The organism is Mucilaginibacter gossypii (assembly GCF_017569325.2).
Taxonomy (GTDB): Bacteria; Bacteroidota; Bacteroidia; order Sphingobacteriales; family Sphingobacteriaceae; genus Mucilaginibacter; species Mucilaginibacter gossypii.
This window is the reverse complement of record NZ_CP071878.2, coordinates 1,349,710-1,373,961: the sequence shown is the minus strand read 5'-3', so window position 1 is coordinate 1,373,961 and position 24,252 is coordinate 1,349,710. Positions and strand designations below refer to the sequence as shown.

At 43.4% G+C, this 24,252-nt stretch carries 20 protein-coding genes; 6 read left to right on the top strand and 14 right to left on the bottom strand.

The annotated features are described in order from the left end of the window. Positions 1–24 precede the first annotated feature (24 nt). From J3L18_RS05950 to J3L18_RS05940, 3 genes are all read left to right on the top strand, one after another. On the top strand, positions 25–1,392 hold the full coding sequence (locus J3L18_RS05950; RefSeq protein ID WP_223266314.1) for an IS110 family RNA-guided transposase: 1,368 nt from the start codon (positions 25–27) through the stop codon (positions 1,390–1,392). 531 nt (positions 1,393–1,923) lie between these two features. After that, on the top strand, positions 1,924–3,807 hold the full coding sequence (gene htpG / locus J3L18_RS05945; protein WP_129571256.1) for a molecular chaperone HtpG: 1,884 nt from the start codon (positions 1,924–1,926) through the stop codon (positions 3,805–3,807). A 164-nt stretch (positions 3,808–3,971) separates the two neighbouring features. Further along, positions 3,972–4,484 carry a DUF4251 domain-containing protein gene (locus J3L18_RS05940; protein WP_176844341.1) on the top strand — a complete coding sequence of 171 codons (513 nt, stop codon included), beginning with the start codon at positions 3,972–3,974 and terminating at the stop codon, positions 4,482–4,484. 76 nt (positions 4,485–4,560) lie between these two features. Here J3L18_RS05940 and eutC read toward each other — a convergent pair whose 3' ends face one another. From eutC to J3L18_RS05870, 14 genes are all read right to left on the bottom strand, one after another. Further along, positions 4,561–5,319, bottom strand: a complete 759-nt coding sequence (gene eutC, locus J3L18_RS05935) for an ethanolamine ammonia-lyase subunit EutC (protein WP_091162614.1) — start codon at positions 5,317–5,319, stop codon at positions 4,561–4,563. A 213-nt stretch (positions 5,320–5,532) separates the two neighbouring features. Next, positions 5,533–6,900 carry an ethanolamine ammonia-lyase subunit EutB gene (locus J3L18_RS05930; RefSeq protein ID WP_129571257.1) on the bottom strand — a complete coding sequence of 456 codons (1,368 nt, stop codon included), beginning with the start codon at positions 6,898–6,900 and terminating at the stop codon, positions 5,533–5,535. A 101-nt stretch (positions 6,901–7,001) separates the two neighbouring features. Continuing rightward, entirely contained in the window at positions 7,002–8,354 is a 1,353-nt protein-coding gene (eat, locus tag J3L18_RS05925) for an ethanolamine permease (RefSeq protein ID WP_091162612.1), read from the bottom strand. 271 nt (positions 8,355–8,625) lie between these two features. Further along, positions 8,626–9,555 (bottom strand): sugar phosphate isomerase/epimerase family protein, encoded by a 930-nt coding sequence (locus J3L18_RS05920; protein WP_091162611.1) that lies wholly within the window; start codon positions 9,553–9,555, stop codon positions 8,626–8,628. A gap of 223 nt (positions 9,556–9,778) precedes the next feature. Beyond that, positions 9,779–12,379, bottom strand: a complete 2,601-nt coding sequence (locus J3L18_RS05915; RefSeq protein ID WP_129571258.1) for an MGH1-like glycoside hydrolase domain-containing protein — start codon at positions 12,377–12,379, stop codon at positions 9,779–9,781. A gap of 392 nt (positions 12,380–12,771) precedes the next feature. Further along, positions 12,772–13,842 carry a dipeptidase gene (locus tag J3L18_RS05910; protein ID WP_129571259.1) on the bottom strand — a complete coding sequence of 357 codons (1,071 nt, stop codon included), beginning with the start codon at positions 13,840–13,842 and terminating at the stop codon, positions 12,772–12,774. Between the two features lie 14 nt (positions 13,843–13,856). Next, positions 13,857–14,969 carry a D-TA family PLP-dependent enzyme gene (locus tag J3L18_RS05905; RefSeq protein ID WP_129571260.1) on the bottom strand — a complete coding sequence of 371 codons (1,113 nt, stop codon included), beginning with the start codon at positions 14,967–14,969 and terminating at the stop codon, positions 13,857–13,859. 126 nt (positions 14,970–15,095) lie between these two features. Then, on the bottom strand, positions 15,096–15,599 hold the full coding sequence (locus J3L18_RS05900; protein WP_223266270.1) for a RidA family protein: 504 nt from the start codon (positions 15,597–15,599) through the stop codon (positions 15,096–15,098). A 124-nt stretch (positions 15,600–15,723) separates the two neighbouring features. Beyond that, the gene (locus tag J3L18_RS05895; protein WP_091162916.1) at positions 15,724–16,800 is read right to left on the bottom strand and encodes a hypothetical protein; all 1,077 of its coding nucleotides are present in this window, start codon (positions 16,798–16,800) and stop codon (positions 15,724–15,726) included. A gap of 93 nt (positions 16,801–16,893) precedes the next feature. Then, the gene (locus tag J3L18_RS05890; protein WP_129571261.1) at positions 16,894–18,000 is read right to left on the bottom strand and encodes a hypothetical protein; all 1,107 of its coding nucleotides are present in this window, start codon (positions 17,998–18,000) and stop codon (positions 16,894–16,896) included. A gap of 101 nt (positions 18,001–18,101) precedes the next feature. Next, positions 18,102–18,917, bottom strand: a complete 816-nt coding sequence (locus tag J3L18_RS05885) for a hypothetical protein (protein WP_129571262.1) — start codon at positions 18,915–18,917, stop codon at positions 18,102–18,104. A gap of 29 nt (positions 18,918–18,946) precedes the next feature. Then, positions 18,947–20,503 carry a vanadium-dependent haloperoxidase gene (locus J3L18_RS05880; RefSeq protein WP_129571263.1) on the bottom strand — a complete coding sequence of 519 codons (1,557 nt, stop codon included), beginning with the start codon at positions 20,501–20,503 and terminating at the stop codon, positions 18,947–18,949. A 30-nt stretch (positions 20,504–20,533) separates the two neighbouring features. Next, positions 20,534–21,466 (bottom strand): transporter, encoded by a 933-nt coding sequence (locus tag J3L18_RS05875; RefSeq protein WP_208102495.1) that lies wholly within the window; start codon positions 21,464–21,466, stop codon positions 20,534–20,536. 258 nt (positions 21,467–21,724) lie between these two features. Continuing rightward, positions 21,725–22,276, bottom strand: coding sequence for a hypothetical protein (locus J3L18_RS05870; protein WP_129571264.1), 552 nt, complete (start codon positions 22,274–22,276; stop codon positions 21,725–21,727). A gap of 162 nt (positions 22,277–22,438) precedes the next feature. On the opposite strand from J3L18_RS05870, the gene J3L18_RS05865 reads away from it, so the two are divergent. From J3L18_RS05865 to J3L18_RS05855, 3 genes are read left to right on the top strand one after another with little or no spacing between them, the layout of a single operon-like run. Next, on the top strand, positions 22,439–22,999 hold the full coding sequence (locus J3L18_RS05865) for a YeeE/YedE family protein (protein ID WP_129571265.1): 561 nt from the start codon (positions 22,439–22,441) through the stop codon (positions 22,997–22,999). A gap of 1 nt (position 23,000) precedes the next feature. Further along, complete coding sequence (locus J3L18_RS05860; protein WP_129571266.1) at positions 23,001–23,411, top strand: DUF6691 family protein; 411 nt, start codon at positions 23,001–23,003, stop codon at positions 23,409–23,411. Positions 23,412–23,471: 60 nt separating this feature from the next. Then, complete coding sequence (locus tag J3L18_RS05855; RefSeq protein ID WP_189549422.1) at positions 23,472–24,056, top strand: TlpA family protein disulfide reductase; 585 nt, start codon at positions 23,472–23,474, stop codon at positions 24,054–24,056. The last annotated feature ends 196 nt before the right edge of the window (positions 24,057–24,252 follow it).

Here is a 24,252-nt window from a genome sequence, read left to right as displayed (position 1 = left end):
GAGTTTGCCCTGTTTTTTAAAAATATGGGCAAAGCTAAACAAAACAAAAAGAAGAAGGGGGCAGGAACTCCTGCAGGTTCAAAAAAGATGGAACGATTTGGGATTCTTTACCCCAGATCAGCCGGGATCGATGTAGGGAGTATGCTCATGGTCGTATCTTACACTGATTCCAGGGATCAGATCCACCTGAAACAGTTTGACAGTTTTACCTCCAGTCTTAATAAACTGGCCGACTTGCTACAGGGGGAAAAGGTGGAGATCGTAACGATGGAATCAACCGCCAACTATTGGATGCCCCTGCATAGTATCCTTGAGTCCCGGGGCATAAAGGTGGTGATGATCAACCCAAGCCATTATCGGAATGTATCGGCACGAAAAACGGATATTAATGATGCACAGTGGTTGCATAAGCTGCTTACCCATGGTCTTTTACGCGAATCACATATTGCTCCGGCCTGTTACCAGGACCTGCGGCAATATATCCATGAAAGGCAGATCTGCCAGGACCAAAAAAGCGATACACTCAACCGTATCCAAAACACCCTGACCAAAATGAATATCAAGTTCCAGCACCTGATCAGCGATATTGAAGGTGTATGCGGCATGAAGCTTTTGCGGATGATCTGCTCAGGGATCTCAGATCCGGAAAAACTGCTTTGTAGTATCGATCATAAACGGCTGAAAGCAAGTCAGCAGGAATTGCTCCATTCTCTTGAGGGAGACTACCGGGACAGCCAGATCAATACACTTAGGGGCAGCCTAAAGGCATACGACTTTTTTAAAGAGCAGATGCTTTATTACGAACAGCACATCGAACAAACGCTTAAACTATTGGCACCGGAGATAAAAAGCTCAAAGAAACAAGGCATGGTCCGCAAGAATCAATATCATATCAACTTAAAAGATTACCTGGTAGCAATTTTGGGCGTGGACCTGACAGCAGTGGAAGGCTTGGATGAGATCGGCTTGCTAACGATACTGGCAGTAACAGGGCCTGAGATGAGCAAATGGCCTACCGCAGGCCATTTTACAAGTTGGTTAAACCTGTCACCCCGTCCTAAAATAACAGGAGGCAAGCTCGTAGGCTATGAAAAACGGATCACCCACAACCCGGCTACGCAGGCTTTCAGGTTGGCGGCAAACTGCCTGTGGCAAAGCAAGGGGCCGTTAGGGCAGCAATACCGAAAATTAGCTGCAACTAAGGGAAAGGCAAAAGCTATTAAAGCAGTGGCCAGGAAAATAGCCGTGATATTTTATAATATGGTACTTAAACAGGAAGCCTACGATGTCACTAAAGTCCAGCAAGATGTAGAGGTTCAAAAGGCAAGAAAGATCAGCCGTCTGCAAAAAGAAGCGCAAAAACTTGGTCTTACACTCCAAAAAGCAGCTTGATTATGAATCTCTTACAGACACGTCATTATAAGGAACGAAGCAATCGCGAGCTATACAGAGCGGACTTGCTTATTGGGGATTATTAATAATTGTAATTTGATTTTTATAGGTATTAATGAGCTCCCTACGGTCGGTTGTCTTCGTGCTTTATGATGACGTCATTGTAAATAATTGATTATCAAGTTGGTTTTTTGGGCCTGTTTTGTGATATGGGCGTTGCCTGCGGCCAGGCTATCCGCTACAAGTCCTCGCCTTTCCTGCCCGCAAACCCAACCCGCGCTGTGGGCTTTTCGCTGCTATCCTTAACGCGCCCCCGCACAATATCCTTAAAACATAGTTTATACGTTATTATATTTTTTTTGGGGTTCTGACCTGATGGTTCCTCGCAATGACGGGTGGATAGGCCTTACCTCCACAACCAATCTGACTAATCCTCCCTCACCTGCCATTTTGACAATACAATAACAATTGGAACATACATTGATGATGCAATCGGAACAAACATTAATTCAACCATATTAAAATATAGTTATGCAAGAAAAAGGCAGCATTTCGATCCACACCGAGAACATTTTCCCGATCATTAAGAAGTTCTTATACTCTGATAATGAGATATTTTTGCGCGAGCTGGTATCAAACGCGGTAGATGCTACCCAAAAAATTAAACGTTTGGCTTCATTAGGCCAGTACACCGGCGAACTTGGTGACCTCCGTGTTGAGGTTGCTTTTGATGCAGACAAAAAGACCATCACCATTAGCGATAATGGTATCGGTATGACCGCTGAAGAGATCAAAAAATACATCAACCAGATCGCTTTCTCAGGCGCCACCGAATTCATGGAGAAATTCAAGGAGGCTAAGGATGCCAACGAGATCATCGGCCGCTTTGGTTTAGGTTTTTATTCGGCTTTCATGGTGGCCGATAAGGTAGAGATCCAAACCCTGTCGTACCAGGAAGGTGCTGAGCCTGCTTTCTGGGTATGCGACGGTAGCACCGAATTTGAAATTGGCGAAGGTATTTTAGAAGAGCGCGGTACTGAAATTACACTGTACATCAACGATGAATCGGCTGAGTTTTTAAGCCAATACAAACTACAGGAGATCCTTGATAAATATTGTAAATTTTTGCCGGTGCCTATCAAATTCGGCACCAAAACAGAATCTGTTGAAGATGGCGTTGATGAAGAAGGTAAACCAAAATATACTTCAGTGGAGGTTGATAATATCATCAACACTACCAACCCTATCTGGACAAAAGCACCATCTGAATTAAAAGATGAAGATTATCTTGACTTTTACAAACAGCTTTATCCATTCAGCGAAGACCCATTATTCTGGATCCACCTTAATGTTGATTATCCTTTCAATCTAACAGGTGTACTATACTTCCCTAAACTGAAAAACGATTTTGAATTCCAGAAAAACAAGATCAAATTATTTAGTCGCCAGGTATTTATTACCGACGAGGTAAAAGACATTGTTCCTGAATTTTTGATGCTGTTACATGGCGTTATCGATTCACCTGATATCCCGCTTAACGTATCACGCAGCTTTTTACAGGCCGATAGCAACGTTAAAAAGATCAACAGCTATATCACCAAAAAAGTAGCTGATAAATTGGCAGACCTTTTCAAAGCCGACCGCAAAGCTTACGAAGAAAAATGGACAGATATTGGCCTCTTTGTAAAATACGGTATGGTGAGCGAAGACAAGTTTTATGACAAAGCAAAAGACTTTGTTTTGGTTACCAACACCGAAAAACAAAACTTCACCCTGCCTGAGTATAAAGACAAAGTTGAAGCAAACCAAACAGATAAAGACGGTCAGTTGGTTTACATCTACACCAATGATCCGGCAAAACAGGATTCATTTATCCAATCGGCCAATAAAAAAGGCTATGATGTATTGGTGATGAACTCTCCTATCGACAACCACTTTATTAGCCAGTTGGAGCAAAAATTAGAGAAAACATCATTAAAACGTGTTGACGCTGATGTTGCTGATAAACTGATTAAAAAGGATGACGCGCTTGAAACTGTACTTACCGAAGAACAGAGCACCCAGGTAAAAAGCATTTTCGACAAAGCCATCAACAGGCCAGCTTACAACGTTCAGATAGAAAGCCTTAACCCCGACGAGTTACCGGTTACCGTAACTATGGATGAGTTTATGCGCCGCATGAAAGATATGGCAGCTATGGGTGGTGGTATGAGCTTTTATGGCAACATGCCTGATAATTACAAGGTGATTGTAAACGGTAATCACAAACTGGTAAGCCGTATTTTGCAGGAAGAAGACGAAACTGTACAGGCCCAGCTTTCAAAACAAGCTTTTGACTTAGCATTGTTATCACAAGGTTTATTGACAGGTGCCGATTTAACCGAGTTTGTTAAACGCAGCGTGAGCTTAATATAATTTTTCAAGTCGCTTCTTGAGGAATTGCACAAGCCACCCTTTTTTATATTTTTCTTTCAAAAGCCACCCGAAACGGGTGGTTTTTTTGTTTAAAGATTGCTTAAATTTGAATGTACTTAAACCTAAATAACTCTTTACTGTCTAACCACTTAAACATTTATATCATGAAAACCTTAAACAAAATAGCCCTTTTGGCTGCTTTCATATTTATTGGGGTTAACGTAAGCTTTGCTCAAACCAAAGCTGAGAAAAAGGCAGCGAAGCAGGCTGAAATCAAAAAGATGGTAGAGGACCAAAACTTTGTATTTAAGGCAAATTATGCTTTACCGATGCGGGGCGGTACCAGGCCGCTTACCTCTGATTATGACATGACGATAAGTAAAGATACCATTGTATCATTTTTACCTTATTTTGGCCGGGCTTATGTAGCGCCTCCTCCGGGAACAACAGATGGCGGTATTAAAGTTAACACGACAAAGTTTACGTACTCGTCGACCCCAAAAGGCAAAGGCTGGAACATCACCATTAAACCCAAAGAAAAAAACATAGCCGACTGGCGCGATGTGCAAACATTTAACCTAAGTATTTCGCAGGATGGATACGGCTCCCTGCAAGTGATCAGCAGTAACCGCGACCCAATATCATTTAATGGTTACATTGAAGCGAGGAGGAAATAAGTAGGAAAAGCTTAAAGCTTAAAAAATTGGCCCGGAGCATAATGCTTTGGGCTTTTTGCTTTCAGCGTTTAGCTCATTAACCTTCAGCTATCAATCCCGCATTATCCTTCAGCTCCACTCCCGACAGTTTCCGTTTAAACGCCTCATTAATTAAATAGAAGATCTTTTTTGCTGCCTTTTTATAGGTTAAACCTTTGGGGCGGATATTAGAAACACAGTTTCGTGATTCGTCTGTCAAACCGGGTTTGGGATTATAGGTAAGATATGCACCAAGACTATCCGCGGCACTTAGACCAGGGCGCTCACCAATCAAGATCAAAGACAGTTTAGCCTTCAGGCCATACCCAATATCATCGCCAATAGCTACCCTGCCTTGTTCAACCAGACTTATTGGCGCAAGCTTTAAACTATCGGCAACCAACAAAGGAATTAGCGCATCGAGCAAACCAATTGTATTTTCATTTACCGCCGTTGCAGAGAGACCATCAACTATCATAATAGCCACATCACTTTCAATACTGTAGCCGTTTAACTCATTCAATGAGGCCTCATTAAGTTTACGCCCAAGATCGGGCCGTTGCAGGTATTGCCGCCGGTCTGTTACCTGGCTATGCAGGTGCAGGATAGGCTGTTCAAAGTGTTTAAGGGAATTAGTTAGTTTGCCTGAATTTAATTCAGAGTATACAGCATCACGTGCATGCGCATGTGCCAGTTTAAACTCAAGCGACTGTTTTAAGGGGATACTCGTTCCCACCCGGCCAATAGCTATCCTTGCAGAAGTAAACTCTTGCAAGGCTTTCAAAGGTTCAATTTCATGTGGGATGTTTCGTTTCATTTTTATATATCGCCTTAGTCGCTCGGCTCCAGCCGAGTGACAACTATTAAAAGGCCTCCGGCCTGCGTATCATAAGGTTTCACGTCGGCCAGAGGCCGTAAGATAGCTGACACTCGGCCGGAGCCGAGCGACGGCGGAGGATGATACCGTATTTTTTATTTTTCGTCAGTTCAAAAAACCTTTTACCTTTCGCCTTTACCCTTTTGCCTTCAATCAAAAACCTTTCAACAACCCATGCTCCCTAACAGGCAGCATATAGCCTTTATCATCAACAATCCCCTGCTTTATCAACCACCCCTCAAACTCGGGGGCTGGTTTCAAACCTAATACTTTGCGCAGGTAAAGGGCATCATGAAACGATGTTGACTGGTAATTAAGCATAATATCATCCGAGCCCGGAATACCCATCACGAAGTTGCAACCCGCTACGCCAAGCAACGTAAGCAGGTTATCCATATCGTCCTGATCGGCTTCCGCATGATTGGTATAGCAAACGTCAACCCCCATAGGTAAGCCAAGCAGTTTTCCGCAAAAATGATCTTCAAGCGCGGCACGAATAATCTGTTTGCCATCATACAAATATTCGGGGCCAATAAAACCAACTACAGTATTCACCAGCAAAGGATTAAACTTACGGGCGACGGCATAGGCCCTCACTTCGCAGGTTTGCTGATCTACCCCGAAATTGGCATTGGCCGATAGGGCGCTACCCTGTCCGGTTTCAAAATACATTACATTATTACCAACAGTACCCCGCTTTAACGATAGTGTGGCCTGGTAAGCTTCCTCAATCAAGCTTAAATTAACCCCGAAACTGGCATTAGCTTTTTCCGTGCCTGCAATAGATTGAAAACATAGGTCGACAGGAGCGCCCTCGTTAACCAATTGTAATGTGGTAGTTATGTGGCTTAGTACGCAGGTTTGTGTAGGGATATCGAAACGGTGCCGTAACTCATTCATCAACGTCAATAAACTGCTCACCGCCGCCGGACTGTCAGTCGCCGGGTTAATGCCTATAACAGCATCGCCGCTACCAAATAATAAGCCGTCGATGATGCTGGCCGCTACTCCCCGCGGATCATCAGTTGGGTGATTGGGCTGTAAACGCGTACTGAAATGTCCCTTTAAGCCTATGGTATTACGAAAGCGGGTAACCACCTGGCATTTATTGGCCATAGCAATCAGGTCTTGGTTGCGCATCAGTTTGGATACTGCAGCAACCATTTCGGGTGTCAAGCCGGGAGCTATAGTTGTTAAAATAGCACAGTCGGTTTCGTCACTTAATAACCAGTCACGTAATTCGCCAACGGTTAAATGGCCAATGTGACTAAAGGCAGCCTTATCATGATCGTCAATGATCAGGCGGGTAATTTCATCGTCCTCATAAGGGATTACCGCTTCATTTAAAAAGTTTTTAAGCGGCACATCGGCCAGGGTAATTTGTGCAGCCACTCGTTCCTCATACCCGCCGGCGCAAAGCCCGGCCAGTTCATCGCCCGAGCGGTAGGGTGACGCCTTGCCCAGCAATGTTTTCAGGTCGGGAAACTTATAAACCCGGTGATGTATGTTGTGGCGGTACATTTCTTTATATCATTATTTCACTGGTCATTGGATCATTTTTTTTCAATCATTATGTCATCGGTTCATTAATCAAAAAGCGAACAAGCAAATGATTTGATGACTCAATGATTAATGACCTCCTCATCCATTGGTGCGCTCATCATATCTTCTGTTAAAGCCACTTTATGCTTGCCCATCACTATAAAAATCAGTAAAACAATTACTAATCCACCTGCAAAAATGAGGCTCATATCTGGGTTAAAATAGATTGTTGCTATTAAACATATCACACAAATAACCAAAGCTATTGCCGGGAAAACCGGGTACACCGGGGCCAGGAAGGGTCGGCTTAAACGGGGCTCCTTTTTTCGCAGTATAAACAGGCTCAGCATACTCATGATATACATAACCACTGCACCAAGTACCGAGAGCATGATGATCTGATCCGTCTTAAACTTATAAATGAAGATGGAGCTTACTACACCACTTACAACAAGCGCCCAGTGAGGCGTTTTAAACCTGTGGTTAATATCGGATAGCATCCGGGGCAAATAACCACTGCGGGCCATAGCAAACACCTGCCGCGAAGAGGCAAGAATAATACCATGCAGCGATGCTATCAGCCCAAACAAACCTATACTGGCAAATATTTTGGTTAAGCCGTTACCCTTACCCAATACTATCCCGATAGCCTCGGGCAAGGGGTAATCTAAATGGCTTAGCTTGCGCCAGTCGGTCAATCCGCCGGTTATGATCATTACACCCAGCGCTAACACTACCAGCGTTATAATAGCCGATATATAGCCGCGGGGAATATTCCTTTTGGGGTTCTCCACTTCTTCGGCCACCATCGCAACACCTTCAATGGCCAGGTAAAACCAAACCGCAAAAGGCAGGGCTGCAAACACACCAGCCCAGCCAAAGGGCATAGGATTGGTGAGGTAGTTTACCATTTTAAAATGTGGCGATACAATACCAAGGTAAAGCAGCAGCTCAATTACGGCAAGTACAGTAATGAACACCGAAAACGTAGCCGATTCCTTTACCCCAAGCATATTTAAAAGGATAAAAAGAACATTAAAGCCCATAGCGGCCTCTGCTATTGGGATAGCCGGGTATAAAAAATGCAGGTAGCTTCCTAAAGAAACTGCTACAGCAGGCGTAGCCACCAGGAAATCAACAAGGGTAGCGTAACCGGCAATTAACCCGCCAAACGGTCCCATAGCCCGATACGCATAAGCAAAAGCGCCTCCCGCATGAGGTATGGAGGCGGTGAGTTCGGTATAGCTAAAAATAAATGTAATATACATCAAGGTGATAACCAGGGTGGCTATGAGCAAACCTATAGTGCCGGATACAGCCCATCCCAAATTCCACCCGAAATATTCGCCCGAAATAACCAGACCTACGGCTATGGCCCATAAATGGATAGGTTTCAAAACCCTTTTTAAATGTTCTGTAGATGTTTCTGCCATGCGCCGCCGTTATAAATAATATTTTATCGCCTTAAATTACTCAACAGGCAGGTTAAATCAAAATTACGGTACATTATGGAATTGTTAAGCCATACTTTTCCGAAAAATACAACAAGTTCCGGCGTCTTCTTTTACAAAAAAAGCTCATAAACTAAAATAAGAGGCAAACAACAATCGTTAGCAAACAAAACAGCCGATAAAACTTAATTTATCGGCTGCAATTCTATTATAAAACAATTAATAGTTAACGATTAGGATATCACTCCCCTATTTACACCATCAGCTTATCCTTCAAATATCCCATACTGGCTGTAATACTTGCAAAGGCATCTTTAGGCATATCATGCTCTACAAAAAAGTGTTGCATACCTGCTGATTTAGCCGCTGCAAAAATTGGTTTAAAATCAATAGTGCCGCCTCCTACAGGTTGTATATTCTGCCTGCCTGCATCCAAATCTTTCACATGCCAAAGCGGGAAACGACCGGGATGTTCCTTAAACATTTCTACCGGATTTTTACCTGCCTTAACAGCCCAGGCCAAATCAAGCTCCATTTTTACATTACCTGCATCTGTTTCGCTTAATAATAAATCATAAGGCACTTTACCATCAACCGCGTGGAACTCCATATCGTGGTTATGATATGCAAACTGGATGCCGGCTTTTTTAGCAGCTTCTCCCGTTTTGTTCAGCACCTCAATGGTCGATTTTATTTCATCAAGCGTAGCCGTAGGCGAATTGGCACAAACCAGGTATTGAACGCCGCCTTCAGCAACCTCGTCAATCACCTGCTGCATATTATCGCGCAGGTTCAATACAGGAGGCAATACCATCGGCTTACCATCTGCACCTGCAGGCATTTTTGCTCCCGGTGGCAGTTTAAACGGAGCGCCAAGAACATGGTGCGAGGTCCAGCTCATACCCAGGTCATTCACCATAGCTTTAAATTCTTTAGGCTTCATACCATAATAGCCGCCTTTTTTACTAAAAGCCGATTCCAATTCCTTGTATCCTATAGCCGCAATTTTGCTCAGCGTGCCCTTTACATCTTCGTCAATAACGCCGAAAAAAGTAAACAACTGCAGTCCTACAGGATGATGCTCCATGTTACTCAAAAAACTTGCTGCTTTACCCGATAAAGCCATGCCGCCAAGCACCAATGCACCGGTGCCTTTAATAAAATTTCTTCTGCTGTAAATCATGCTTGATAATGGTTAATAATTAACTGGTACAGTAAAGCTAATTAATTAATAATAAGCCAGGAAATTTTATTGTGTCTTTTTTACACAATAATTCATATCAAGCTAAAAGTATCATGCTGAAAGTTGATTGACAGACGGAAGCTTTAATATTTATCTGCAGCAATCCCACCACGGCACAATGTTGATTTATAGCGCTGCGCCGGGTTTATCATATACATAAACGCTACTCCAGGTACAAACAATTGGCTATCAAGCCCGTCCAGCCGGTTTGATGTGCGGCACCTAAACCAAGACCTGTATCGCCATCAAAAAATTCATAAAACAAAATGTGATCTTTAAAATGCGGATCGGTTTGCAGTTTTGGATTTTTGCCGTAAACTGGTCGTTCACCATTTTCGTTTTTCATAAACAGTTTGGAAACCCGGGCATATAGTTCGTTGGCTACCTCTTTCAGGTTCATAAAGTTGCCAGATCCGGTCGGGCATTCTATTTTAAACTCATTTCCATAAAACATATGGAACCGGTGCAAACTATCAATGATCAGGTAATTGATAGGCATCCAGATAGGGCCGCGCCAGTTACTGTTGCCACCAAATAAACCGCTGTCACTCTCGCCCGGCACATAGGATATGCCAAATTCAACTCCATTTACCGAAACGTAATAAGGATGTTTAAGATGATACTTTGAAAGTGAACGGATCCCATAATCGCTCAAAAACTCGTTTTCATCCAACATGTATTTGAGCAATGATTTCATCCTATAGCCGCGCAGCAAACTAATCAGGTGTTTACCGTTGCTTCCCTTCTCGTTCCAGCGCGAAACCAGCGAGGCAAGATCGGGCCGGTTTTCGGCAAACCATTTCATACGATCTTTAAATACCGGGCTCTCCATAATATCTTTCTCGTCCAGCACTTCAGTAGCAAACAGGGGAATCAATCCTACTATACTTCGTACCCGCATTTTTACAGAACCATCATCAGGAAAACGGATCTGGTCATAAAAAAAGCCGTCGTCATCATCCCAAAGGCCTTCATTGTTTTCGCCCAGGTTTGACATGGCCCCTATAATATAAATAAAATGCTCAAAAAACTTTGAAGCAATATCAGCGTAAGCTTTGTCGGTTTCGGTAAGCTCGGTGGCAATACGCAGCAAATTAAGCGAATACATGGCCATCCAACTGGTACCATCGGCCTGTTCCAAATGCTGCCCGGAGGGTAAATGCATGTTACGGTCAAAAACGCCAATATTATCCATGCCCAGGAAACCACCCTCAAAAATATTATTCCCCGATTGGTCCTTACGATTAACCCACCAGGTAAAATTGAGCATGAGTTTGTGAAAAACCCGCTCCAGGAAATAGGTATCTCCCTTACCGTTATTGTTTTCTTTATCAGTTTTATAAACGTTCCATACGGCCATGGCATGTACAGGCGGGTTTACATCGCCAAAATCCCATTCATAGGCAGGCAACTGGCCGTTAGGGTGCATATACCAATCGCGGGTAAGCAAAATCAACTGATTTTTAGCAAAGGCCATATCAACGGTTGCCAGCGGCAGGCAGTGAAAAGCAAGGTCCCAGGCGGCAAACCAGGGATATTCCCACTTATCTGGCATTGAAACAATATCGCGGGTATTAAGATGCGTCCATTTACTGTTTCGGGCTTTTTGCCTTTGCGCAGGCGGGCGGGGCATCCCCTTATCACCGCTAAGCCAATGGCGGATATCTGAATAGTAAAACTGCTTGTTCCATAACATGCCGGCAAAAGCCTGCCGCTGAATAAGGCGGCGATCGGGGTTCATGGTAGCGCCATGAATATCGTTATAAAACTGGTCGGCCTCTGTTTGGCGAACAGCAAAAACTTCGTCAAAATCCTCAAAACTATAATTTGCATCTTCAGACAGTCGCAAGCGTATGGTTACGCTTCGCCGCGCCGGGATATTTAAATCGTAGTTTATAACTGCTTTGGTACCCATGTTTTTAGGATTTACCGTATCGGCAGCATGAATAATGTAATCGTTTATACCATCCTTATAATACTTTCGACCATCGTCATAATTATAAAGCCTGCGCGAGTTAGTTTCATTATCACAGAACAGGAGTTGAGCTTGCCCTTCGATGTGCAGCCACATCTGCCCAAGGTCTTTATGAAAAATGCTGATCACTTTATCCGAAGAAGCACAAAGATCTGGTTTGCGCGAATCATATCCCCAAGCCCAGGTATTGCGGAACCATAAAGTAGGCATTACATTAAGCGGGGCATCCTCTTCACTCCGGTTATGAATAGTTATTTTAATGAGGATATCTTCCTGCGCGCTTTTGGCATATTCGGTAAAAACATCAAAATATTCGTTGCGATCAAATATCTCCGTGTCCATCAGTTCAAATTCCGGATCCTGGCGGCCGCGGTGTTTGTTCTCATCAACTAACCATTTGTACGGAAACTCGTTTTGCGGATATTTATACAACGTTTTCATGTACGAGTGTGTAGGTGTACTATCCAGATAGTAGTACATCTCTTTCACATCCTCGCCATGATTACCTTCGGGGTTGCTTAAACCAAAATATCGTTCTTTAATTATAGGGTCTTTCTTATTCCACAATGCTATTGCAAAACACAGATATTGCTGCCTGTCGCAGATACCGGCTATACCTTCCTCGCCCCAGCGATAAGCTTTGCTGCGGGCCATATCATGGGTTATGTAGTTCCAGGCATCACCATTTGCACTGTAATCCTCCCTCACGGTACCCCACTGCCTATCACTTACATAAGGCCCCCATTTTTTCCAGCCTGTATCCTTTAACCTTGATTGTTCTGCATTCATAGTATAGATGACAATTTACACTATCCCTAATTTAAGGTAAGTGTTTCGCAAAGTAGATTTAATTAAGGAAAGTTACAGATATAAAAGGCAGGTTTTACTGTTTAATGAAGAAAGCGAAGGATTTGGAGCGTGGTATTTTTAAAATCGCTTTTTGTGGTCTGGTCGAAGTTTAGCAATAGCTTAACTTCGACCCAAAATAAGTTAAGCTTTCAGCTTAACTACGATACCCTATGCTACGATTTCATAAATTAGCTTACAAGCTCCGCTACAGAAGCAGAATACTTCCATAGTGATATATCTAAGTTAAGCTACAGCTAAACTTCCACCATTGTCCAAGCGATGCAGCCTTTTTCGGAGAACAACCCACTGCAAACTAAAAACTGCCAACTGATTTATGCCCAGGCATTCCTTAAAAACCTGAGCCAGTTGCCATGCATCATATTTTGGATATCCGCATCCGTATAGCCACGTTTTTTTAACAGATCCGGTACTTTTTGCAAATCGGCAATTGTTTCCAGGTCATAAGGGCACTGCTCCCTGCCAAAAGCGCCGTCAAGATCGGTACCCATGCCTACGTGCAGGGCATTACCGGCTATCTGGCAAATATGATCGATATGATCAACCATAACTTCCATATTACAGTTCATACCTTTTGGGGTAGATACGCCCCTTACCCATCCGGGCACCATCATCCAGGCATCAAGGGCGGCGCCGATCACTGCGCCGCGGTCGATAAGAGCTTTGATCATTTCATCGCTGTACTGGCGGTTATGATTTACCAGTGCCCGGCAATTGTTATGACTTGCCCAAACGTGCCCGTTAAAATGATCAAGTGCTTCCCAAAAACTGTCATCGCAGAGATGGGTAGCATCTAAAATGATATTCAGCCGCTCCATTTCTTTAAGCAACTCATGACCTTTAGGTCCCATGTAACCGGTAGCATCAGTACCCTGAGCATACCTGCCGGGGCCATAATGCGCCGGACCAACAGCCCGCAAGCCATAATTATAAGCCCGTTCCAAATGTTTAACAGTTACTATCGAATCGGCACCTTCCAAACTTAAAATGTATCCTATCGGCTTCTTTTCTGTTGGTGTACCATCATTCCAAAGTTCTAAATGTTTTTCAAGCGATGGCAGATCGTTCACCTGCACCATTTCGCCGGCATCTTCCATAGCCTTGTACCAGGCTACCTGTCCCTGGGTTTGCGCCCAGGCCTGCTCGGGCGAGTGCCAGCCGGGCAACGGGTTACCAGGTGCTACATAACGCCCTATCTGGGTAGCTACTACCAGGCCAATATTCCCTTTACGCAATTCGGGCAGGGTAACAACAGCATTGGCACGATCTGGCTTGTCGGTTAAGCCTTCTTCGCGTTGGTTTACTTCAGCAAGCGGGCGCGTAAGGTCGCGGTTCCACTCCAGGGCGTTCATGCTTAAATCTAAATGGGCATCTATAACAAACATGGTATCAGGGGTATTTAAATGGTAATTTTGCGGTCGCGGGCCTTGTTAAGCCACTCACCAGTAACATTTTCGTTTTCGATAGTATAAACGCGCTCGTACAGCGCTACAGTAGGACAAACATGATGCGGAATACCATAAAGTATATCACCCACCTGATATTGGTGGTTAGCCCCTGCTTCAACTACCAGATGCTCCTCACTTTGGCTTAACGGGTAAAGTCCGGGTGCATTTAAAAAGTAAATGCGTTTACTCAATTCATTCTCGGCTGATATCGACTTATGACCCACATCCAGACAAAGCTTTGTTGAGCCAGGCAGAGAAATTACCCGCGTAATAACCAGTGCCGCGGGTAAAAAACCTTGCTCGGGCATACCCACCTGGTAACCTTTATCCCAGTAAACAAACGTGCCAGGACTGCATTCAACAGAATGACGTTTAGCATGGATAGGAAAGGTTGGTGAACCTCCTGCTACGATAACCGGTTCGGGGTAACCTTTACTTGTTATAGTTTGCTGCAATTTAAGTACAGGATCAAACGCAAAATCACAGCGTTCGGCCCGTTTTTGCAGGTCTACATCGTGAATGTGGCCATCATAAGCATGCAAACCCACGGGGCTAATGCCTGGCAGTACACGGCAATCCATATAAAGTTGAAGGGCTTCAAAACCTGGCGTTATGCCTGTGCGGTTCATACCTACGTTCAAATCCAGATATACGTCGATATTAGCATTAAATCTTACCGCTTCGTCAGAGATTTCCTTTGCCGACGCGGAGTTATCAACCAAACATGAAAAACGCGTTTGCGGATAAGCATGGATCAACCTGATGAACCGGTGCAGCTTAGGACCCTGGGGTTGATAAGCCAGCAAAACATCAGGAGCTTTGCTCATGGCCAGCAGTTCGGCCTCGGCAATGGTGGCACATTTGAACTTACTGATGCCAGCCTCCAGCAGTAAAGCGGTAACCTCGGCATTTTTATAGGTTTTAACATGTGGGCGCAAACGCTTAATATCATCAATCATGCCGGTAAGCATGGCTATGTTTGTTTTAACCCTGTCGGGATAAACCACCAGTGCCGGGGTATCCAGCTTATCAAGATCCTGTATATTATACCAGTTGGGGGTCATGGATTAAGTATTTTTTCATGTAGAGGCGCATAATTACGACTCCGAACATCCAAAGCCGTCTGCATAGTGCCTCTGCAAAAGAGAGACGCAATTATGCGTCTCTACAAAAAACGATATCGAATTATTTTATTCTAATTCAAACAGAGCTTCAATCTCAACAGGGATATTATCAGGTAATGAGCCCATACCCACCGCGCTGCGTACGCCTATGCCGTTCTCCTCGCCCCAAATTTTGGCAAAAAGTTCGCTGGCGCCATTTATGATAAATGGGTGCTTTTCAAATTCGGGTGTACAGTTAACCATACCCAGCACTTTTATAACACGTTTTATCTTATTGAAACTGCCGATGTTGGCTTTAATGGTAGCAAGCATAGTTAAACCAACCTGTTGCGCGGCAAGCTTGCCATCTTCCTGGCTTACTGTTTCACCAATGCGGCCAATAATCAGTGAAGCATCATCCTGTACCGGACCATGGCCCGACAGGTATAAATATTTGCCATCAACTAAACATGGTTTATAAACGCCAAGTGGTTTTGGTGCAGGCGGCAGGTTTAATCCCAGCGCTGCAAAGTTTTCTTCGGGAGTGTTCATGAACGTAAAACTATTGTTTTTAAGTAAAAAAGTATCCATAAAAAATAATTTTACGCGAATGCCGTCTGCCGAAGAGAAATTAATTCGGAAAATTAGTAATAAATAAAAAAGCCGGGGATCTCACTCCCGGCTTCACCAAATCAACTAAGTAGTATATATAATCTCAAAATTTAAACGACACTCCAAAATTGATAGCATAATCGGCAAATGCCGCGTCGCCGATAACGTATTTACCGGTGGCTATCGAGTTTTCTTTATCAGTAACACTTTGTGTGCGGTCGCGCTTCAGGGCGATGGGCACGCTGGCAAAGATATTTACCCTTTTAAATGCGTAGCTCAGGGCAGGCTCTGCAGAAATGATATAACCCGGACGGCGGAAAGCGTCGCTTTTACCTATCAGGTCATGAACGGGGATCCCCTCAATACGGCCACCAGCTGATATAGTGAACACATGCGCTATGGTATAATTAACACCTAAACGGGCCAGATACTGATCGGGCACACTTGAAATAGCTTCGTTGGCCAGTGTTGCGCTCAAAGTTTCACGATAAGTGCGGGTACCGTTGGTATTGCGCGGGTTGCTCATATAATACAGGTTACTATACCCGCTAAAGCCGCTGCCAAAACCCAGGTAACCGTTTGCTTCGGCAATGATACCCAAACCGCCATCCCCTAACTGGATGGATTGATCAACAGGGCGCTCGGAAGGGATGACGTTGTAAAAATGTGATTTATAATTAAAATCGCCGGTAGGCAACTTGATACCTAAACCAACCTGGATATTTCCCCTCGTTTTACGGCTATCAAACAACCACCTGTTAACAACGATGCGGGCATCGCCAATACCCTGCGAGTATGAATTATGGCGCTCTTTACCGCCGTGCTCATATAATGAAGAGCGGGTATTAACAAGATAAGGTACACCAACAGATACTGACCAATACTGGTTAAAATTACGGGTAAGATTTAGATCAAAAGTATGTTGATGGTTGATCACCTCGTTACCTATCACCAGGCGTTGCTTCTGCTCGTCACTACCTTTAAAGTGGCGAAACGATTTAAAATAACGCCATGAAGCGGTAAGCTCCCAACCTTTGTATGAAGTATCCTGCGTAGTATGTTCCATGTTACTGAATGGGCCATCTCCTTTAATAGCAACGCAGCCTTGCGCGTGTACACGGTTATAGGTAAGCAGCAGGCACGTCGCTACGCAAAAGAGAAATTGTAAAGTATGTTTCATAATATGTTGTTTAAGTGTAATTGCAACTTGTAAGCAGTGGTTGAATAAAGCCGGGGTCTCGATGCCGGCTTTAAAATCAACCAAAACAATTTTCTATTTAATTCTAAAAGTTATCCCCACGTTGATGGCATAATCGGCAAATGCGGCATCGCCCTGAGTATAAGTTCCTGTTAAGTTGGTTGTAATTTTATCCGGTACGCTTTGCGTGCGGTCGCGTTTTAATGCTACAGGTACAAAAGCGTAAATTGAAAATGATTTAACACGGTAAGTAACACCCGGCTCGGCAGAGATGATATATCCGGGCCTGCGGAAGCCATTGCTCCCTCCTACAAGGTCATGCACGGGCAAACATTCATAACGTACACCGGCCGAAAAATCAAACTTGCTGATGCCATAGCTTGCACCTCCGCGGATCATTACCTGGTCGGGCACGCTCATAACATCACTGCCGTTGGCAACCGCTTTGGCACTTGGTGTACCGCCACGGGCCGATGATACACCATTTTGCTCCCTTGGACTGATGAGATAGTAAAACCCGCCGTATAGGCCAAACCTGTGTGTAAAATTGTAATAAGTATTGATCTCAGTGGTGATACCTGTGCCACCATCACCCAATTGGATAGATTGATCAACAGGACCAAGCGTTTTGCCATCGTTGGCAGCAGTATGGTAAAAATAATCCTGGTAATTGTAGTTTCCGGTTGGCAGCTTGATACCCAGGCCAACCTGGATATTGCCACGGCGGGCCTTTACAGGGTTTAATAACCAGGCATATGCTGTTAAACGTACATCGCCCAAACCAAAGGAATGTGTTTCCAAACGCTCCTTACCTCCATGCTCATATAATGATGAACGGCTGTTATCAACTATAGGTAAATCAACAGCAAACGACCACCTGTTATTAAATATGCGGGTTAAAGTTAAATCCTGCGTATAGGAATGATTAATAACATTGGTTCCTTGTTGAATTCGTTGTTTTTGCTCCTTGGTACCAACAAAGTGTTTATACGAGCGAAAGTAACGATTATTGCTGTTTAACAACCAGCTGCCATTGTTGGAAACACTATCGGGATGTTCATCCATAGTGCATAAACCGCCTGTGCTTCTAATGGCGACACAACCTTGCGCATTTACCTTGGCAAAGGTTGTAAATAGGATAACCGTTGTTACGCCAATAAATTTCAGTACCAGTTTTTTCATAGTATTATTAAAAGTGTTTTTGTGCAATTGTTTAGTTAATATGTTTGCAAAGCAGGGTAACTTTTTACCCTGTTCAATAAGCTTTTTTATGTTTTGATGGATTAACTTGCTCTTAAATGTGATGTATGTTTAAAAGGCCAGAGAATATAACCAGCCGGTGCTTTTTTAACCGCAAACCACAAGGCCAGCAATACACCATAGCTCCCGCCGCGTTCTACCCACTCAAACATTTCGTATTTTGGATAAAAGAGCTCGCTGGATATTTTCCATATAATAAAAACGAGGAGTATATTTTTAAAGGGACGAATAAGCACTGTTAACGCAGCCAGCACCTCAAACAAGCCAACAAACTGGGCCGTTTTAGCCGGTTCAGCAAAACCAAGCGTATGGTATTGACTTAATAAACCTTGCTTTTGGATAAGGTTGAGCCAGCCATGGCCTATTAGCAGCAAAAATGCAAATACCCTTAACCATGTAATAACTTTAGCCAGGGTTTCGGCATTGATACTAACATTATCATCCATACGGGCAAGCCATTGTTTTTTACCTAATGGGAACCCTCCCTGTACCAGCAGTAAAGCAAACGGTGCACCGTAGTTGCCGGCACGTTCAATGAACTCGGCAAAAGGTTCGCCCGATAATGGGCGCATAGATGCAGTAGCCAGTCCCCAAACCACCAGCCATGCAGCTATGGCCCGGGTTGGATAAACCAGCATGGAAATGCCCATTAATATGTCCACGGTACCTACATAAGGCATCAGTGTATAGGCCATTTCTTTACCTATACCGAAAACACCAAAGTAGTTACACCAAATTTGTTTGGTGATAATACCAAAGCAACCGTGCCCTATAAAGCACATAGCTACCGCGAGCCGAAGCGTGTGATATATTTTCTGATCGTTTGTTAAGCTGCGCATTGTTTATTCGTCCTCAATTCAACATCCTGTTATTTTGCGTCTGCCCCATCAGCCTTACCTCTGTTAACTGCATACTGGCCAACTTTATTTCCGGTTACCAAACCAACTTCGCAGTCGCTCCGGTAGTGAATGGCTCCGTATAACCTTGACATAGCAGCCGCATGCGCCATATCGGTAAATTTACTTCCCCTATCCGGCAATAAATAGGTTAACACTGTAGATGCTGCACCACTAAAGTTAGAGTGGCCCGATGTATATGCAGGGAAGTTTGGTACGCCGGTTAAGGTCTTAATGTCATGATTAGCCTGCGATGGGCGCTGGTTAAAGTAAAAATATTTGGTATCCCAGCATACAATAGCAGCGTCCATTTCGGCCATGTTCAGCAAGGCAAAGTTACGCGCCCAGCGTACTTCGCTGTAGTTTTGTTTTACAAATTCATCGGCAGCAATAGCGTTCCAATGGCCGGCAGGCGTATAAGTGCCAACACCGTCAGCCCAAAAAGCCACCAGTTCTTCATGATCGCGGGTGCGGTTTTTGCTGAAGGACAGCACTTCCTCAGTTTCCTTTTTAAATTCGGGCGAGTTGGTTGCATACGGAGCCGGTGGCCTGATAGTAGCTACGGTAGTAGAATCAAACAGGAAAGGGGTAACTTTTGAAAACAATGGCAGCATCGGTGGCCTTTGGGGCTTTTCCAGGCTCACCCAAAATTGTTCGCCTTTGGCTGCCGTAACAGTTTCAAAATTCTTCCAGATATCCGGCGTGCCAATTGCTTTGCCTGCACGGTCATTACGGGCGCGGGCCGCAAATAATGCAGCAACCTGCCTGCCTAACGACTCACCGGCAGTAAACTCGCCCCGGGTATTGGCTCCTGAAGCAATCCTGTATAACCTTTCTTCGTCAACCTTGCTTTGAATGTAAGCTATCTCGGTTGGGAATAGCAGTTTCATAATCTCAGATGTAGCACCTGAGACGACAGCGTCCTCACATGGATATGAAGGCAGATCTGATGCCGGGATTAGCGCCTTAACGCCAGAATCGTTTTTATATGGTGCAGTGCGTTTATAGGTATTTTTAAAATGCCATGCAGCCACTAACGCGTCATATTGCGCAGCACTTACATAAGCGTAAGCACGTGCGGCATATGGTGGGTTCGAGAACGGAAATTCCGGGTAGTTAAATGGATTGGCAGAGCTTGGCGCAGGGTAAGTATCGTCAGGGTTTTGATATGGCGGCACGTTATGTTTGGCTACAAGTTCACGCAAAATCTCGTTCCATCTTAAAACAGAGCCTGCACTCCAATACTGGATTTTTGCCTGCTGATCACTGCTCAGGTTTTTCTGCAACGCCTTGATCTCATTTAAATCCGCGACATAGGCAGGAGATGTTAGTGCATCCGGTGTAGCCACATTCAATACGCTGAAATCTTTAACAAGCACCGGGTTCCAGGTATCGGCATTAAGATCCAGATTTGAGGGTTTAAGCGCGGGATACAACGAAGTACGGTCTAAAACATCCTTTCGGCAAGAGCTAAAGGTTACTGTCGCCAAAGCTGTGATTGTAAATATATTAAGTATAGTTTTTTTCATTTCATTGATCATTGATTGTCCAACCGCTAATTACTTCTCTTTTTTTGTGCTAAACACGTAGTACACACCTGCAAATCCCGACCGGGTTTGGCCTACATTACGTCCGTTTAAAACATAGTTACCGCCTGCAGTAAACTCAAGTCCGCTGATAGACTGGAAACTGTATTTCAATATTAAACCAACAGCTGTGCTATTCATGCGGTTACTTGGAAAAGGCATATCGTTTTTACGGATATCAAAGCCGCTTGTGCTTGTAATCTTTGTAAAAGTGGCCTCGGCATTAAATTTGAGGCTGCGGTAGCCACTGCTAAACATAAAGTTGGTAGCGTTTGGTAACTGCACCTCATTGGTGTAATGCATTTCGGTAGTGTAGTATGAATTTCTGTCGATAGTAATATTATCGCGGCGAATGTACTGACCTGAGCCTGCCACAAAGAATCTGCCTGTTTGATAGTTAAGCAAGGCGCGTAAGGCTACGCTTTTGCTATGCAAACCTACAGATAAAGGCAAAAAATCGGCTTGATAATTGGCTAAAGGCAATGAACCCGTAGCTATAGCATGAACGCTAAATAAACCACTGCCTATCTCCTCTTTTACGGCCATCCATTTAAACGAAACCATAAGGTCCTGAAATGACTTTTCGCCTCTTAAAGTACCGGCCGAAGCGTTGGTAGTTACATAAGGAACCATGAATAGCAGGTTGATCCGGTTTGAAAGACCGTAATTACCACCCAGGCTGTAAACATTTGTACTCACGGTACCCAAATTTGGATTATCCCGTTTAAAAGTACCTTCCCAGTAATGGTCCCAACTCCCATGGGTATATACTGCGGCGGCACAAAAATAATTTTTAGGGATCATCAATGCATCAGCATCGGTTTGGGCTTTGGCACATTGTGCAACAGCCAATAAAAAAGAAACTACAATACAACATCTGTAAAAATACAGCGACATAAATTTCATTACGTTTAAATAAAGGGTATAACTAAATTGGTAAAACAAAAGCCGGATCAACATTATCAACTGAAATCGCTTAACCACCGATTTGTTGATAATACATCAGCATTAGTGAGCATGATCAAAGCCGTAAATGAAATTGTTGTATCTAAAATTAGCAGCACAGGTGATGTGCAGATTCAAACAACAAAATGATAAAAAACCTTTGTGTCCCTTAAAGTACAGGCACACAAATTAATTTAACTCATAATTTACAGGCAATAATCAGCAGGCAATGTTTGGAGGTTTGCCGGGCGACTCGATGAACGGTGAATTTACATGGTAGGCTATAGGGCGTGGTTTTACCTTTAATGTCCTTCCGTAAGATAAGAATTGATAATGCATAACCTGGAAGCTGTATTCGCCCCCGGCGTTTATCTTTTTTTGCGATGAATCGTGTCCCTTTTTACTTAAGGGCACATCGCTTATTTCTTTGGCAATAATGAGGTTTGCATTAACCAAACGGGTTTTAACGCTATTGGCTATACAAATAAATGACATAGTATCCTGTGTAACTTTATACCGCAGGTAATTGTAGTATACCCCTTTTAGCTGCAATTGCCCCTGATCACGGACATACCCACTCCAACTGTGGATTTTTGGAAGATGTACAGGAATCTTGATCTCTACAAGTTTGGTAGCGTCAACCTTATTTTCATAGATCTGCTTAACAATTTGCACTTCGGACCGGTGAATAAAATACTCAAATACTAAACTGTATCCGCCCAAATTGAACAGATGTACGTTTAATAAAAGTATCGCTATAAGCTTCTTCACCAAAATAATTTTTGTTAGGGTATATAATTGCCAGTAAATATATGTAACAATATTGTTAAAACAAATAAAAAGTAAAATTGTATCAATCACAATTAAAAGCCAGCCTGATTAGGATTTTGCCAATTCACATTAGATATATTTGCGGGTATTAACCCGTAAACTATGGATCTGATAACTCAACCCTGGCCCTGGTATGCATCCGGTCCGCTAATAGGCCTTATTGTACCAGCCCTGCTTATTATCGGGAATAAAACTTTTGGTATCTCGTCATCACTGAAGCACATCTGTGCGGCATGTATTTCAGCCAATATATCTTTTTTTAAGTATGATTGGAAAAAAGAAAGCTGGAACATGTTTTTTGTAGTCGGCATTGTTTTGGGCGGCTTTCTGGCTGCACAATATCTTTCTGCTAATCATCCGGTTAATATCAATCCGCAAACCCATGCATTGCTGCAACAACAGGGAGTTAAAGATTTTAATGGTTTATTACCAAAGGATATCTTCAGTTTTGGTGAACTGCTTACCTTAAGAGGTTTTATTTTCATGGTGGCAGGGGGCTTTTTAGTGGGCTTTGGCACCAGGTATGCCAACGGCTGCACATCCGGCCACGCTATCATGGGAATCTCGAACCTGCAATGGCCATCGCTGGTGGCAACCTGCTGTTTTATGGCAGGAGGTTTCATCATGAGCTGGTTTATTTTACCTTACCTTTTACGTTTATAATATGCAAAACATTAAATATTTGTTTGCAGGCTTGCTTTTTGGCATAATGCTGGTAAAATCGGAGGTGATCTCCTGGTTCAGGATTCAGGAAATGTTCAGACTGCAATCGTTTCATATGTATGGTATCATTGGCAGTGCTATTATTGTAGGGATGATCTCCGTTATGATTATTAAACATTTTAAGATCAAAACCCTTACCGGCGACGCTATTGTTATTCCCGACAAAAAATTTAGCTGGGGCAATGTATATGGCGGGCTGATATTTGGCTTAGGCTGGGCAATTACAGGCGCCTGCCCTGGTCCGCTGTTTGCGCAGATTGGAAGTGGCTTTTTGGTTACTTCAGTTACGCTTTTAAGCGCTATTTTGGGGACATGGGTTTATGGCTTGCTCAGAGAAAAATTACCACATTAAATTAATTTCATGCAAAGGCTCGAAACAGCAAAATATTTACAGACCCTTAAATATCACTTTATGATCCAACAAAAAAAGATCTCGGTTTCAAATATTTTCAGCATCCTCATTATGGCATTGGCGTTGTTGGTAATTTTTAATCCAAATGCAAAAGGTTATCTGATCAGGGGCCTCATGTCGCTGGGTTTTTTCCAGCCCGATCCCGGAGGGTACGCTAAGCATCACGAAAACTTTACCAACGTACCGGATATCCAGTTTAAAGATGCAGGCGGTAATACCATATCGTTAGGCACCCTAAAATCTAAAGTGGTATTTATAAACTATTGGGCTACCTGGTGCCCTCCCTGCATCGCAGAAATGCCTAAGGTAAATGAACTCTACAAAAAATTCAGGAACGATCCAAAAGTAGCCTTTCTTTTGGTTGATGTAGATAACGATCTGCCTAAAGCCAAAGCTTTTATGCTTAAAAACGAGTATGACCTACCTTTATATACACAGGAGAGCAATGTACCCGGCACTTTATTAGATGGAACTATCCCTACTACCCTCGTGTTTGATAAAGAGGGCACGCTTATTTATAAGCACTCCGGCGCGGCAGATTATAGCAATGAAAAGTTTGAAGAGTTTATAAGGAACAACCGTTGATTAATTTAATTTCACTGATTCCGTTGATTTTTCCTTGAATACATCAATCAGGTTTTAAAGGCTAAATATCCAAGATCATTCTTCTAAAATAACACGCTGTCAATCCCAAAAACGTTGGCCCGTCCTGCGGCGCATCAGCGAAATCCATGCAATCAAAACACCAACGGTAATTTTTATTGTTATTTTAACACTTATT

Coding starts and splice junctions, on each gene's coding strand:
- J3L18_RS05950 (WP_223266314.1), top strand. CDS start 25: ATGGGCAAAGCTAAACAAAACAAAAAGAAGAAGGGGGCAGGAACTCCT.
- htpG (WP_129571256.1), top strand. CDS start 1,924: ATGCAAGAAAAAGGCAGCATTTCGATCCACACCGAGAACATTTTCCCG.
- J3L18_RS05940 (WP_176844341.1), top strand. CDS start 3,972: ATGAAAACCTTAAACAAAATAGCCCTTTTGGCTGCTTTCATATTTATT.
- eutC (WP_091162614.1), bottom strand. CDS start 5,319: ATGAAACGAAACATCCCACATGAAATTGAACCTTTGAAAGCCTTGCAA.
- J3L18_RS05930 (WP_129571257.1), bottom strand. CDS start 6,900: ATGTACCGCCACAACATACATCACCGGGTTTATAAGTTTCCCGACCTG.
- eat (WP_091162612.1), bottom strand. CDS start 8,354: ATGGCAGAAACATCTACAGAACATTTAAAAAGGGTTTTGAAACCTATC.
- J3L18_RS05920 (WP_091162611.1), bottom strand. CDS start 9,555: ATGATTTACAGCAGAAGAAATTTTATTAAAGGCACCGGTGCATTGGTG.
- J3L18_RS05915 (WP_129571258.1), bottom strand. CDS start 12,379: ATGAATGCAGAACAATCAAGGTTAAAGGATACAGGCTGGAAAAAATGG.
- J3L18_RS05910 (WP_129571259.1), bottom strand. CDS start 13,842: ATGTTTGTTATAGATGCCCATTTAGATTTAAGCATGAACGCCCTGGAG.
- J3L18_RS05905 (WP_129571260.1), bottom strand. CDS start 14,969: ATGACCCCCAACTGGTATAATATACAGGATCTTGATAAGCTGGATACC.
- J3L18_RS05900 (WP_223266270.1), bottom strand. CDS start 15,599: ATGGATACTTTTTTACTTAAAAACAATAGTTTTACGTTCATGAACACT.
- J3L18_RS05895 (WP_091162916.1), bottom strand. CDS start 16,800: ATGAAACATACTTTACAATTTCTCTTTTGCGTAGCGACGTGCCTGCTG.
- J3L18_RS05890 (WP_129571261.1), bottom strand. CDS start 18,000: ATGAAAAAACTGGTACTGAAATTTATTGGCGTAACAACGGTTATCCTA.
- J3L18_RS05885 (WP_129571262.1), bottom strand. CDS start 18,917: ATGCGCAGCTTAACAAACGATCAGAAAATATATCACACGCTTCGGCTC.
- J3L18_RS05880 (WP_129571263.1), bottom strand. CDS start 20,503: ATGAAAAAAACTATACTTAATATATTTACAATCACAGCTTTGGCGACA.
- J3L18_RS05875 (WP_208102495.1), bottom strand. CDS start 21,466: ATGAAATTTATGTCGCTGTATTTTTACAGATGTTGTATTGTAGTTTCT.
- J3L18_RS05865 (WP_129571265.1), top strand. CDS start 22,439: ATGGATCTGATAACTCAACCCTGGCCCTGGTATGCATCCGGTCCGCTA.
- J3L18_RS05860 (WP_129571266.1), top strand. CDS start 23,001: ATGCAAAACATTAAATATTTGTTTGCAGGCTTGCTTTTTGGCATAATG.
- J3L18_RS05855 (WP_189549422.1), top strand. CDS start 23,472: ATGATCCAACAAAAAAAGATCTCGGTTTCAAATATTTTCAGCATCCTC.